Genomic DNA, 13,939 nt, shown 5'->3' on the forward strand with positions numbered 1-13,939 from the left:
ATGAGTTTAGTAAAAAAAGGTGCTGCTCTATTAATGGCAGCAACAATGGCATTATCTAGTGCCGCTTGTTCAAATAGTAAAACAGAGGGAAAACCTGAAGCGCAGGCAAAAGTAGCACCAGTTGAAAAAAATGGTGATAAAACTGTAATTCGCTTCTGGCATGCGATGGGTGGAAAAACACAAGGTGTACTAGATGGTCTTGTTGCAGACTATAATAAGTCACAAAATAAATACGAGATAAAGGCAGAGTTCCAAGGGACATATGAAGAGTCTTTAACAAAATTTAGAACGATGTCTGCAACGAAAGAAGCGCCAGCTCTTGTTCAATCGAGTGAAATTACAACGAAATATATGATTGATAGCAAAAAAATCACACCAATTGATAGCTGGATAAAAAAAGATAAGTACGATACGTCAAAATTAGAAAAAGCAATTACAAATTATTATTCAGTTGATGGAAAAATGTATTCTATGCCATTTAATTCATCTACACCAGTATTAATTTATAATAAAGATGCTTTTGCAAAGGCGGGCTTAGATCCAGAGAAAGCTCCGAAAACATATGCGGAATTACAAGAAGCAGCGAAAAAGTTAACGATTAAAGAAGGTGGAAATGTAAAACAATATGGATTCTCCATGCTTAACTATGGTTGGTTCTTTGAAGAATTGTTAGCGACACAAGGTGCTTTATATGTAGATAACGAAAACGGCCGTAAAGATGCTGCAAAGAAGGCGGTATTTAACGGTAAAGAAGGACAGAAAGTATTTGGAATGTTAGATGATTTAAATAAAGCTGGCGCACTTGGAAAGTATGGAGCAAGTTGGGATGATATTCGTGCCGCGTTCCAGTCTGGACAAGTTGCTATGTATTTAGATTCTTCAGCAGGTGTTCGTGATTTAATTGATGCATCTAAGTTTAATGTAGGTGTTTCATATATTCCGTATCCAGAGGATTCGAAACAAAATGGTGTTGTTATTGGTGGAGCATCATTATGGATGACGAATATGGTTTCAGAAGAAACGCAACAAGGTGCTTGGGACTTTATGAAATATTTAACGAAGCCAGACGTACAAGCAAAATGGCATACTGCAACAGGTTATTTCTCAATTAATCCAGATGCATATAATGAGCCATTAGTAAAAGAGCAATATGAAAAATATCCGCAGTTGAAAGTAACAGTAGATCAACTGCAAGCGACGAAGCAAACTCCGGCAACACAAGGTGCTTTAATTAGTGTATTCCCAGAATCAAGAGATGCAGTTGTAAAAGCATTAGAAGCAATGTATGACGGGAAGAATAGTAAAGAAGCGTTAGATGAAGCTGCCAAAGCAACAGATAGAGCAATTAGCATTTCAGCTCGTACGAGTCAAAAATAAGAGAAAGCCGTATCCTTAAAAGGGATACGGCTTTCTCTATAGGGAGATAAGGGATCAAAGAAATGATGAAGTCTTATCTCTTTTATATGAGTAAAGGGTCTAGAGTGAATGTTGTCCTTTTCATTATTTATTTAACTCCATTGCGACTTGTTTACCATTTACGAAAACCTCTACTACCGCTACTACAACTTCCATTACTTTTTTCATCTCTCATCTCTCCTTATTTTTTGTTTCATTTCTTACTCTCAGTATAAGGAAATACAGTAATTACAACTATCGAATTGGATGACAAGAGACTTACATTGTTGTAAGGATAATAGTTTAGTTTGTAATAAAGTGAAACTGTAATCAGTGGGGGACTTACTGCCCGTTAATGCGGGATTTAAATTCTGAACTTTCTGTCGTTTTGAACTATAATTAGAAAGAGGGGGGGATAATATGAAAAGAATTCTTGTTATTAGTGATATTCATGGAGAGATAGAAAAGTTCGAACAGTTATTGGAAGAAGCTCAATATGATGCGAAACAGGATCAATTAATCTTACTGGGAGATTATGTAGATCGTGGTCCAAATGCGCGTGCTGTAATTGAAAAGGTAAGAGAATTGAAAGAAGAGGGAGCACTCATTTTAAAAGGAAATCATGAAGATATGATGATTAAGGCGTTAACGACAAATGAGGAACGTTCATGGAACCATTGGGTAAAAAGAAATGGTGGAGATAAGACATTATATAGCTATGGATTTGTAGAAGAGGATATTGCGGTTAATGAGAAAGACTTCCAAAAACCGATGTTACAATCTCGTGTATTAGAGGAACATATAAAGTTTATTCAAGAATTAGATCATTACATTGAAACAGAAGAGTATATATTTGTACATGCTGGGGTTGAACCGATGAAACGAGTTTCTGAATCTGAACCATATACGTTAATGTGGATCCGTAATGAATTTCATAATGGATATAGTGGTGAAAAGGTTGTTGTATTTGGGCATACGGAAACAAAAACGCTTCATGGTAGTGAGGATTGCGGAGTGTATTTTGGGAGTAATCGTATTATTGGAATTGATGGCGGGGCTGTGTATGGTGGTCAGCTAAATTGTTTGGAGTTGCCGAGTAAAAAGGTATATGTAATAAAAAATTGAAAGAGATAAGAGGAATCTTATTTCTTTCAATTTTTTATTAAGCTAAATTTAAGACAAAGTTTTTATAATAAAACTTCAAAATTTTAGAAGGAAATAGTTAAAAATGAAAATACGTAATGTAACTACATTCTTTTGTTATGAAGAGAAGAAATGTAATAATAAATAGAATTGAACTATTTGATGGAAGGTGAGAGCATGCGATTACTTGTAGTAGAAGATAATGCCTCGTTATTAGAGTCTATCGTACAAATTTTGCGTGATGAATTTGAAGTAGATACGGCAATAAATGGAGAAGATGGATTGTTTTTAGCGCTTCAAAATATATATGATGCAATTTTGCTGGATGTGATGATGCCAGGGATGGACGGATTTGAAGTAATTCAAAAAATACGTGATGAAAAGATTGAAACACCAGTCCTGTTTTTGACAGCGAGAGATTCTTTAGAAGATCGGGTGAAGGGATTGGATTTTGGTGGAGATGACTATATAGTTAAGCCATTCCAGGCCCCTGAATTAAAAGCGAGAATTCGCGCTTTACTACGCAGAAGTGGTAGTTTAACAACCCAGCAAACGATTCGTTATAAAGGGATTGAATTGTTCGGAAAAGATAAAGACGTTCAAGTAGATGGACAAAGTATTAAGTTGACATTGAAACAATATGAGCTACTAGAGTATCTCATTCAAAATAGCGGGAAGATTTTAATGCGTGAACAAATTTTTGATCGTGTTTGGGGATTTGATTCAGATACGACAGTAGCCATTGTGGAAGTGTATGTGCATCATTTGCGTAAAAAATTAGAACCATTCGGTTATCAGAAAGATATTCAAACCGTTCGAGGTATTGGATATATATTAAAAGAACAATGAAAAAGGGAAGTATGTTTCAAAAGACACGCATTCGTTTGACTATAGTGAATTCATTAGTATTTATCCTATTAATAGGTATATTAGGTAGTATTATTTATTCATACACATATAAGCGTATTTATAATGAAGTGGATCAATCTATAAAAATGATGGCTCAGTATAGAGAAAAATTAGATGTTAAAATACCACCAAGAAAACGTATGGAGAATATCCAAATTGGAGATCCGCGAGTAACTAGAATAACTTGGAATGGGAAAATAGTGAAAATAGAGGGCGATAACCGTAAATTCCGTTCTATTTTTGAAGAGAATTTGGAAAAGTTTTCTCCGGAAAAAATAGGGGAGTTACAAGATATCAAAGTACAAGGACGATATTTTAGAGCATTTTCGCTTCAAAAAGATGGAGAAATAGTTCAAATCGTGCGAGATATAACAGCGGAAGAAGGAATGTTAAATACTTTATTTTTAATTCTTATTATAGGTTGTAGCATAGGAAGTTTATGTGCAATAGGAATCGGCTTTTTCTTAGCTGGTAGGGCACTCGTACCTATTCAAAATTCATGGGAGAAACAGCAGCAATTCGTTTCTGATGCATCACATGAACTCAGGACACCACTTGCAGTTATTCAATCAAAAACGGATGTTTTATTCCAGTCACCATCCGCTACGATAGAAGAAAAAGCGATGGATATTTCTACAATTTCAAAAGAATGTAGGCGGTTATCGAAACTCGTTAGTAATTTATTATTGCTAGCACGTTCTGATTCTAATCAAATTGAGATGGATAAGAAAACATTTGAACTTGATAAATTGTTAGAAGAAATAGTAGCTCCATATAAGGAGATTGCTTCTTATCAAGAAAAAGAAATGATGCTAAAAGTAGAACGTGGTGTATCTTTTATGGGGGATAGAGAGCGGATTCATCAAATGATGGTCATACTGTTAGATAATGCGATGAAGTATACAAACGAAGGTGGGCATATTCAAATCGATTGCACGCAAACGAGTAGTTCAATTCGTATACATGTGAAAGATGACGGGATAGGAGTGAAAGAAGAAGATATTCCGAAATTATTTGATCGTTTTTATCAAGGGGATAAAGCAAGAAGTACGTCAGAAGGAGCTGGATTAGGTCTTTCAATCGCAAATTGGATTGTAGAAAAGCATTATGGAAAAATATCAGTAGAGAGCAAATGGGGAGATGGAACTTGCTTTGAAGTGATTTTCCCTAAAAATCAAAAAATATAAGTAAGAAGACGATCTTGTTTTTACAAGGTCGTCTTTTTTAAGGGAAAGTTAAGAAACTATTTATATTATGTATGGCATAAAGAAAGTTCGTTACATGAAGAAGAGACTAGGTGTATGTGAGTGAGTTTTATCAATCATAATGTTATCTCAAGCAGCGATGAGATGTATGTATAGTATTAAAAAAACTAGGGGAATGATGGGAAAGAAAGTATAAGAGGGAGGAATTAATTTTGAAAAAGAAAATGATGACGGTATTCACTATTGGAGTAATGAGTTTAAGTATATTAGGGGGTGCCTCTCCTTCTGAAACACAAAAAGGAAAGACAGATTACACACAGCGCAGTAAAGAACAATTGAACAATGGTAAGATACATGCAGTGCATACAGAAGAAAAAGCAGAGAAACTAGGTATTGAAACGGAAGGAAAAGAACAAATTACACTAGAAAAAGAAATTCATGAAACAGAAGTAGGAAGGGAAGCAGAGCAGTTAGGCATATCGATTGAAGGAAAAGATGTTGGGACGCTGTCAGAAGAAATCTATGAAACAAAAGTAAAGCAAGAAGCGTTAAAGCTAGGTATATCTATAGAGAATACATCAATTGTAGATTTAATTACTCAAATTAATGCGATTAAAATTAAAGATGAAGCAGATAAATTAGGTATTTCGACAGATGGACAAGAAATCGAAGACATCGCGGAAGAAATCTACGGAAAGAAAGTAAGAGAAGAAGCAGGAAAGTTAGATATTTCTCAAAAAGGAAAAGAAATTGAAGAGTTAGCACAAGAAGTGTACGAACAAAAAGTACAGGAAGAAGCAAAAAAATATCATATTGATTTGTATGGTAAAGATATATATCAAATATTAAGAGAAATTAATGAACAAATGGTGCTACAAATGGCAGATGAGCTTAATATGGATAAAATGAATATGAATATTCAAGAGTTAGCGGAAAAGATAAAAAAAGATCAGCCTGAAAAAGGAAAAGAACTAAATTTTGTACCGATGATACGAACGGATGCTGACGCATTTTATTCTTATTTAACGAATTAATAAGGGCGTGAAAGCGATAAGAAAATTGAAGTGGTATATATGTACAGCTTTACTAGGTACAGCAATATGGAGTGTATATACAAATGGAATTCCAAAGTATGTAGAGAAGTTAACATTCTCAAATATACAAAGAGGAAAAGAAACGGAGTTTAGTAATAACGATGAAAAAGTCATCTTATCAAATGTTCCATTAATTCAGCAGTTACCAGAATTGGATAGAGGCTGTGAAGTGACAAGCTTAGCGATGATGTTACAATACGCTGGTGTTTCAGTGGATAAGATGACATTAGCAAATGAAATAAAAAAAGTTGATTTTATAGACGATGGTGTGCGCGGGAATCCAAATGAAGGATTTGTAGGTAATATTTATACATTCTCTGAATCAGGATACGGTGTATATCATGGGCCACTTTTTCAGTTAGCGGAAAAATATTTACCTAATAAAGCTGTAGACTTAACAGGGAAGAATATAGAAGAAATTTATAAGAAGGTAAAAGCAGGGCAACCTGTAGTCATGATCACAAATGCAACATTTGCACCATTAGATGCAGATGAATTTACTACATGGGAAACAAATAGTGGAGATGTTTCAATTACGTATAATGAACATTGTGTAGTGCTTATTGGATATGATAAGGAATTTGTATATATTCGAGATCCTCTTAATGAAAGTTTAGATGTAAAAATACCGAGAGAAAGTTTTGAAAAGGCATGGATGCAAATGGGGAGTCAGGCGATTAGTTATGTGAAAAGCTCTAAATGAATGAGTAAGGAAAGAGATGTAAGGAATTGTAAGAGGAGTTTTTGTGGGGGTTTTTTGTTACGAAATAAGAGAACTTGAACTTATTATATAAGCTGAAGTTCTCTTATTTTTTTATGATTAAATCTTTAGAAGGAGTGAATATGAAAAAATGCATAATTGACGAAAAATTTACATGTTATCATTATATATTGTTTTATATATGTAAATTGTATAAAATGACACAAGTATCCACATTACATAAAGGAGGCTTATTATGCAAAAAATATTTAACGGGGTTAAATGTATGAGTATCAATAAAAAATTAATCATTTCATTTTTTATTATTTTAACTATACCAGGAATTATTATCGGTGGTGTTTCATATCAAACTGCCAAAACAAATTTTGAACATCAAATGACAGATAAGGCAAAGGAGAATATTTCGATTTTAAATACTGTTATTTCTCAAAATATAGAAGAGAAATTTGTTGATGCGACGTACTTTGCAGACATCTTAACAGAGGATACATATCCAAATGGACAAGAAGAAATAGTAAGAACGAAGTTAGCACAATATATAAAGCTTCATCCAGAAGTTGAAGGTATTTATATTGGAACAGAGACGGGAAAGTTTATAAGAGAACCATTTATTCAAATGGCTGATGGGTATAATCCAACAGATAGATCTTGGTATAAAGAAGCACATGAAAATAAAGGGAAAGTAATTGTTACTGCGCCATATCAGTCAGCATCTACAAAAAATATGGTAGTGACAATTGCGAAAGAAGTAAAAGATGGTAAAGGTGTTATAGGAATTAATTTAAACTTAGATAACATCTTAAAAATTTCCAAAATGATTAACATTGGTGAAAAAGGTTATGCAGTTATTTTAGATCAAAATAAGCAAATTGTTAGTCATCCATCTAGAAAACCAGGTACAAAAGTTACTGATCCTTGGATTAAACCAATTTATGAAGATAAACAAGGAAATGTGTCTTATACAGAACAAGATGATAAAAAGAATTTAATCTTTGCAACAAATGAGAAAACAGGCTGGAAAGTAGTTGGAGTTATGTTCGATGAAGAAATTACCCAAGCTGCAAATCCAGTGTTTTATAAGACTTTAATTGTTATTGCTATCGCTATTGTATTTGGTAGTGTATTAATTTATTTCATTACAAAGTCTATTACAAGGCCATTACGAAAAATAGCTGAATCGGCACATAAAATTAGTAAGGGAGATTTAACAGAGAAAATTACAATCCATTCCAAAGATGATATAGGGAAACTAGGGAATTCATTTAATGAAATGTCTACGTCTTTACAAGATGTAATTACCCAAATTAGCTTTTCAGCAGAACATGTTGCAGCATCGGCAGAAGAGTTAACAGCGAGCGTACAGCAAGCGAATGATGCGACAGATCAAATTACAATTGCAATGGAGCAAGTATCAGGTGGGGCTGAATCACAAAGCCAAGGTGTTGAAGAAGGTGCGGCTACATTACAACAAGTAAATACAGCAATTCAAGATGTAACTGGAAGCGCAGAGTCAATTTCTATTTCCTCATTACATGCGCGAGAAAGAGCTGAAGAGGGAGAAGATTTAGTTGAACAAACCGCAAAACAAATGCAGTCTATTTCTAGGTCGGTATCCGAGTCAGATGCTATTATTAAACTTCTTGATGAGAAATCAAAGCAGGTAGGAGCTATTTCTGAAGCAATTCAAAATATCGCTACTCAAACGAACTTATTAGCTTTAAATGCGGCTATTGAAGCAGCAAGAGCAGGTGAACAGGGACGAGGATTTGCTATTGTAGCAGATGAGGTTAGAAAATTAGCAGAGCAATCAGGAGAGTCATCTGGAGAGATTGCAAATTTAATTGCAGAAATTAAGGCGGATATTGAACATACTGTTAAGGCAATGGATAATGTGAATGGAGAAGTTCAACAAGGCCTTGATGTTGTAACAAAAACGAAAGTAAGTTTTACGGAAATTTTAAGTTCTACTACACATATTGTTTCTCAAGTTAATCAAATGGTAGAAACAACGAAGAGAATTGCGGGAGATGCAAATGAAGTGACAAATGCTATTGATGAAATTGCAGCGGCTGCAGAAGAAAATACAGCTAGTATGCAAAGTGTTGCAGCTTCAACAGAAGAACAAGTTAATTCAATGGAAGAAATTAGTTCTGCTTCGCAAAACTTAGCTGGGATGGCAGAAGAATTACAAGCGATGACTAGTAAATTTAAAGTATAATAACAGCAGATAAGTAAGGTGAAAATAATATCACCTTACTTATTTTTCTATTCAGCAATTAGGGGAGTCATTAACGGGATGAAAAAAAGAAAAAGACTATGGAATTTATGGAAAACGATTACATTGTTAGTTTGTACAGTTGTGATTTTCTCTTTACTTGTGACAGATATATTAATTAGTCACAATGTAGAACGGACAACGGAGGATAACCAAGCAGAGAAAGCAAAAACAATTGCACACATTGTGGCGAATGATTCGATTGTAATCGATGGCTTGATTGGGAAAGCAGATACTTCTGCAATCCAAACGTATACAAATAGGATATTAAAAAACACAGGTGTTCAATTTATTGTAGTTATGGACATGAATGGAATAAGAAAATCACATCCAAATCCTCAAAAAATAGGTCATCATTTTATTGGGGGAGATGAAGGGCCTGCATTGAAAGGAAAGGAACATGTATCACTGGCAGAAGGAACTTTAGGTATTTCAATGCGAGTGTTTGTACCTGTATTTTCTGAAACGGGTGAACAGCTTGGAGCGGTGGCGGTCGGTATTTCAGCAGATAATGTAAAAGAGAGAGTTAAGGAAAGTAGATATATCATTTATATTGGAGTTGGAGTTGGAGTATTAGTCGGAATTATAGGAGCGATATTGCTAGCTAGACATATAAAGAAAAGCTTATTCGGTCTTGAACCTCACAGGATAGCAAAAATTCTTGAAGAAAGAAATACGATGCTACAATCTGTAAAGGAAGGTATTATTGCTGTAGATAAAGAGGCTAGAGTAACGCTAATTAATAATGAAGCGAAACGTCTATTTAAAAAAAGCGGACTTGAAGAAGATTTTATCGGTAAAGATGTTGAGTTGTATATGCCGAATTCACGTATAAAAGAAGTATTGCAAACGGGAGAAGTACAATTAAACGAAGAACAAAATATTTATGGAATTACGATTGTGACGAATCGAGTTCCTTTATATGTAAAAGGAGAAATAGTTGGCGCAATTGCAACATTTCGTGATAAAACAGAGATTCGAAAACTAGCAGAGGAACTAACTGGTATTAGACTATATGCAGAAGCATTACGGGCACAATCTCATGAGTTTATGAATAAGATGCATGTCGTATTAGGGCTTACACATATGAAACAGTATGAAGAATTACAGAAGTATATAAGCGGTATGGTATCAGAGCATCAATATGAAATTGGTGGAGTTATGAAAAGAATAAAAAATCCAGTATTTGCTGGTTTTTTACTAGGTAAGCTCAGCTATGCTAGAGAGAAGAATATCAAATTAATTATAAGTGAAGATTCTCATATGCCGGAAATAGATGATGAAAGTATTACTCATGAACTTATTACGATTGTGGGAAATTTAATTGATAATGCGTTAGAGGCAGTGACGAATTGTGAAAAGAAGCAAGTTGAAGTTGAGATACAACAAGGGGATATATTAACTATTACAGTGCAAGATACGGGAAAAGGTATACAAGAAAAAGAAATAGAGGAATTATTTACGAAAGGTTATTCCACAAAGGGAGATAACCGCGGTTATGGTTTGTATCTTGTAAAAGAAAGTATACAGCGAATAAATGGGGAAATTGATATACATTCATTAGTAGGAAAGGGAACAACGATAACAATTGAAATACCTAAAGGTAGGGATGAGAGGCAAATATGATTAAAGTTTTAATTGTAGAAGATGACCCGATGGTAGCGATGTTAAATACGCATTATTTAGAGCAAGTAGGAGGGTTTGAACTTGTTCAAGCAGTTAACTCAGTAAAGTCGGCGATAGAAATATTAGAGAAATCACGAGTAGATTTAGTATTACTTGATATTTTTATGCCTGAAGAGACTGGGTTTGAGCTTTTAATGTATATCCGGAACCAAGAAAAAGAAATCGATATTATGATGATTTCAGCTGTACATGATATGGGGAGTATAAAAAAAGCATTACAATATGGCGTAGTAGATTATTTAATTAAACCATTTACATTTGAACGATTTAAAGAGGCATTAACTATATATCGAGAAAAACTTACTTTCATGAAAGAACAACAAAAAATTAGTCAATCGGAATTAGATTCGTTAATTTTACAAAAAGAAAAAAGGGAGCCTACTGTCACGAAAGAGCTTCCGAAAGGGTTAACGAAGCAAACGTTGCAATTAATTTGGCAAAAAATCGATTCTTTGAATGGAAGCGTGTTTACAACAGATGAAATGGCACAATTAGTTGGAATTTCAAGAGTTTCTATTCGAAAATATGTAATGTTTCTGACTGACATTGGGGTGTTAGAAAACGAAATGATGTACCAACATGTGGGAAGACCTGTAAGTAAATTAAGATGTGTTAATCAAAAGAAAATAGAGTTTTACGTATAAGCGACTTAGTATAAGTCGCTTATACTTTTTTTAATTACAAAATCAATTACAAAACTTACAAAAACTATTTTTACTATTGAAAGCGTTTTAATATTGTTATTAAGAAAACGAGGGGGTGCCATATGGGAATTCAAAAGAATGTGGAAGCGGTATCATTTTCTGAAGGAAATGAAGTACAAAGAGAATCTTTCGCTTCTAAAATTATGAATGTAAAAATCGGTGTTATACCTTTACCGTTATATGTAGTATTGGCTGCTATTATTTATGGGGCATCTGTATATAATAAATTGCCAGCAGATATGATTGGTGGATTTGCAGTTATTATGATCATGGGGATTTTCTTAGGCGATATTGGGATGAGAATTCCAATTTTAAAAAATATCGGCGGTCCAGCAATACTTTCGTTATTTATTCCATCATTACTTGTATTTTTTAACTGGATGAATCCAGCTTCAATGGAAGCCGCGACTATGTTAATGAAAAAATCGAACTTTTTATATTTATATATTTCTTGTTTAGTAGTCGGAAGTATTTTAGGAATGAACCGTAAAGTGTTAGTACAAGGTTTCGTTCGCATGTTTATTCCTTTAGTAGTAGGGACGTTAGCTTCTGTAGCAGTAGGATTATTGGTCGGTTCATTATTTGGATTTGAAATGAAGCAGACATTCTTCTTTATCATCGTACCAATTGTGAGTGGTGGTATCGGGGAAGGAATTTTACCACTGTCGCTAGCTTATAGTGATATTTTAAATGAATCATCAGCAACGTTTGTATCACAGCTTATTCCAGCAGCTATTATTGGAAATATGTTCGCAATTGTAAGTGCAGGGTATATGAAGCGTTTAGGTGAGAAGAAACCGGAGCTTAGTGGTAACGGTGTATTAGTGAAAACAGACAATCAAGCAGAATTATTAAAAGAACAAAATACAGAGAAACCAATTGACTTCTCATTAATGGGAGCAGGTTTATTAATTGCGTGTACGTTCTTCATCTTCGGAGGATTTGCTTCTAAGTTCATCGGTATTCCTGGGGCGATCATTATGATTTTCTCAGCAGCACTTGTGAAATACTTTAAATTAATGCCAGCAAAAATGGAGCAAGGAGCATTCCATTTATATAAATTTATTTCGAAGAATTTAACTTGGCCTTTAATGGTTGGATTAGGATTGCTATATATTCCATTAAAAGACGTAGCAGCAGTTCTTTCAGTAGGATATGTTGTTGTGTGCGCATCGGTTGTTCTTACAATGGTAGCATCAGGTTTTCTTGTAGGGAAAGTGATGAAAATGTATCCAGTCGAATCGGCGATTGTAACTGGATGTCATAGCGGTTTAGGTGGAACTGGAGATGTTGCTATTTTATCGGCTTCAAATCGTATGGAATTAATGCCGTTCGCGCAAATTTCTACTCGTTTAGGCGGAGCGGCAATGGTTGTAACAGCGACAATATTATTAAAGATGTTTTCATGATTAAACAAGCTAGCTATATTCATATAGCTAGCTTGTCAAATTAAGGGGAGATTATAAGTATGTTAGCAAATCAAATTAATGAAAGATCATTGTTATTGCATAAAGAATTAGTAGGGAAAATTGAAATTACAAGTAAAGTAGAAGTAAATTCAGCGGATGATTTAAGCCTGACGTATACACCAGGTGTAGCGGAGTCTTGTAAAGCAATTGCGGCAGATGAAGAAACGGTGTATGACTATACAGCACGTGGCAATATGGTGGCAGTTGTTTCAGATGGAACAGCGGTACTTGGTTTAGGAAACATTGGACCGAAAGCGGCTATGCCTGTTATGGAAGGAAAAAGTATTTTATTTAAGAAATTTGCGAATGTAGATGCTTTCCCATTATGTTTAGGCACAACGGATGTAGATGAAATCGTTACCCTTGTAAAAAATTTAGAGCCTACATTTGCAGGGATTAATTTAGAAGATATTGCAGCACCGCGTTGTTTTGAAATTGAAAAACGACTAAAAGAAGAAACGAATATTCCTGTATTCCATGATGATCAACATGGAACAGCTATTGTCGTTTTAGCAGCTGTTATTAATGCATTAAAAGTTGTTAGTAAACAAATGGATAATGTGAAAATCGTTATTAACGGTGCGGGTTCGGCAGGAATTGCAATTGGAAAATTATTATTAAAGGCTGGTGCAAATCACATTACGCTAGTTAGCCTAGAAGGTATTGTTTGTGAAGGTGAAACATGGATGAACGAAGCACAAATTGAAGTTTCCAAAAAGACAAATCGTGAACATGTGCGTGGAACGTTAAAAGAAGCGATTCACCAAGCTGATATTTTTATTGGCGTATCTGCTCCTAACGTATTAACGAAAGAACTTGTACAGACGATGAATGAGAAAGCAATTGTGTTTGCAATGGCGAATCCAATTCCAGAAATCTTCCCTGAGGATGCATTAGAGGCTGGGGCAGCTGTAGTAGGAACTGGGCGCTCGGATTATGCGAATCAAGTAAATAATGTATTGGCGTTTCCCGGAATATTCCGCGGTGCGTTAGATGTGCGCGCAACTGATATTACAGAAGAGATGAAATTAGCGGCAGCATATGGGATCGCTAACATCATTACTGACGAAGAACGTAATGCGAATTATGTAATCCCGAATCCATTAGATAAAAGAGTTGTTCCAAGTGTTGCAGAAGCAGTAGCGAAAGCAGCTATTGATTCGGGCGTGGCGCAAATTACGAAAATACCAAGTTATTAATAGCTAAAAGCAGTGCCTAAAAGGCACTGCTTTTTTGAGATAAGAAATCAAAATAATGAAGAAGTGTAGAATTATTTATGTTTCTTCACTATTTATTTAATTCCATTGCAACTTGTTTACCATTCACTAAAACCTCAGT

General features: G+C 34.6%; 11 protein-coding genes and 1 pseudogene. All 12 read left to right on the top strand.

The features are described from left to right. The 12 genes and pseudogenes from DN400_RS03080 (at position 1) to DN400_RS03130 (ending at position 13,800) form a co-directional block, all read left to right on the top strand. Positions 1-1,377: an ABC transporter substrate-binding protein gene (locus DN400_RS03080; protein ID WP_000060580.1), complete on the top strand. Its 1,377-nt coding sequence runs from the start codon at positions 1-3 to the stop codon at positions 1,375-1,377. 438 nt (positions 1,378-1,815) lie between these two features. Then, positions 1,816-2,520 carry a metallophosphoesterase family protein gene (locus DN400_RS03085; RefSeq protein WP_000821970.1) on the top strand — a complete coding sequence of 235 codons (705 nt, stop codon included), beginning with the start codon at positions 1,816-1,818 and terminating at the stop codon, positions 2,518-2,520. 195 nt (positions 2,521-2,715) lie between these two features. After that, on the top strand, positions 2,716-3,387 hold the full coding sequence (locus tag DN400_RS03090; protein WP_001238623.1) for a response regulator transcription factor: 672 nt from the start codon (positions 2,716-2,718) through the stop codon (positions 3,385-3,387). Next, the gene (locus DN400_RS03095) at positions 3,384-4,634 is read left to right on the top strand and encodes a sensor histidine kinase (RefSeq protein WP_080017751.1); all 1,251 of its coding nucleotides are present in this window, start codon (positions 3,384-3,386) and stop codon (positions 4,632-4,634) included. Before DN400_RS03090 ends, DN400_RS03095 begins: the two co-directional genes overlap by 4 nt. Before the next feature lie 230 nt (positions 4,635-4,864). Then, on the top strand, positions 4,865-5,686 hold the full coding sequence (locus DN400_RS03100; RefSeq protein ID WP_000728588.1) for a hypothetical protein: 822 nt from the start codon (positions 4,865-4,867) through the stop codon (positions 5,684-5,686). Between the two features lie 7 nt (positions 5,687-5,693). Beyond that, complete coding sequence (locus DN400_RS03105) at positions 5,694-6,449, top strand: C39 family peptidase (RefSeq protein ID WP_080478015.1); 756 nt, start codon at positions 5,694-5,696, stop codon at positions 6,447-6,449. 394 nt (positions 6,450-6,843) lie between these two features. Next, positions 6,844-7,746: pseudogene (locus DN400_RS30245) on the top strand (HAMP domain-containing protein); the annotation flags it as partial. A 120-nt stretch (positions 7,747-7,866) separates the two neighbouring features. Beyond that, positions 7,867-8,685, top strand: coding sequence for a methyl-accepting chemotaxis protein (locus DN400_RS30250; RefSeq protein ID WP_434166820.1), 819 nt, complete (start codon positions 7,867-7,869; stop codon positions 8,683-8,685). A 78-nt stretch (positions 8,686-8,763) separates the two neighbouring features. Further along, on the top strand, positions 8,764-10,368 hold the full coding sequence (locus DN400_RS03115; RefSeq protein WP_000746401.1) for a sensor histidine kinase: 1,605 nt from the start codon (positions 8,764-8,766) through the stop codon (positions 10,366-10,368). Further along, positions 10,365-11,072, top strand: coding sequence for a response regulator (locus DN400_RS03120; protein WP_098014245.1), 708 nt, complete (start codon positions 10,365-10,367; stop codon positions 11,070-11,072). The genes DN400_RS03115 and DN400_RS03120 overlap by 4 nt, the downstream gene beginning before the upstream one ends. Positions 11,073-11,194: 122 nt before the next feature. Continuing rightward, a complete protein-coding gene (locus tag DN400_RS03125; protein ID WP_000512725.1) occupies positions 11,195-12,541 on the top strand; it encodes a 2-hydroxycarboxylate transporter family protein in 1,347 nt (448 codons plus the stop codon). A gap of 59 nt (positions 12,542-12,600) precedes the next feature. Beyond that, positions 12,601-13,800, top strand: a complete 1,200-nt coding sequence (locus DN400_RS03130; RefSeq protein WP_025118066.1) for an NAD(P)-dependent malic enzyme — start codon at positions 12,601-12,603, stop codon at positions 13,798-13,800. Positions 13,801-13,939 lie beyond the last annotated feature (139 nt).

It is taken from the genome of Bacillus sp. AR8-1, assembly GCF_008042345.1.
Classification (GTDB): domain Bacteria; phylum Bacillota; class Bacilli; order Bacillales; family Bacillaceae_G; genus Bacillus_A; species Bacillus_A cereus.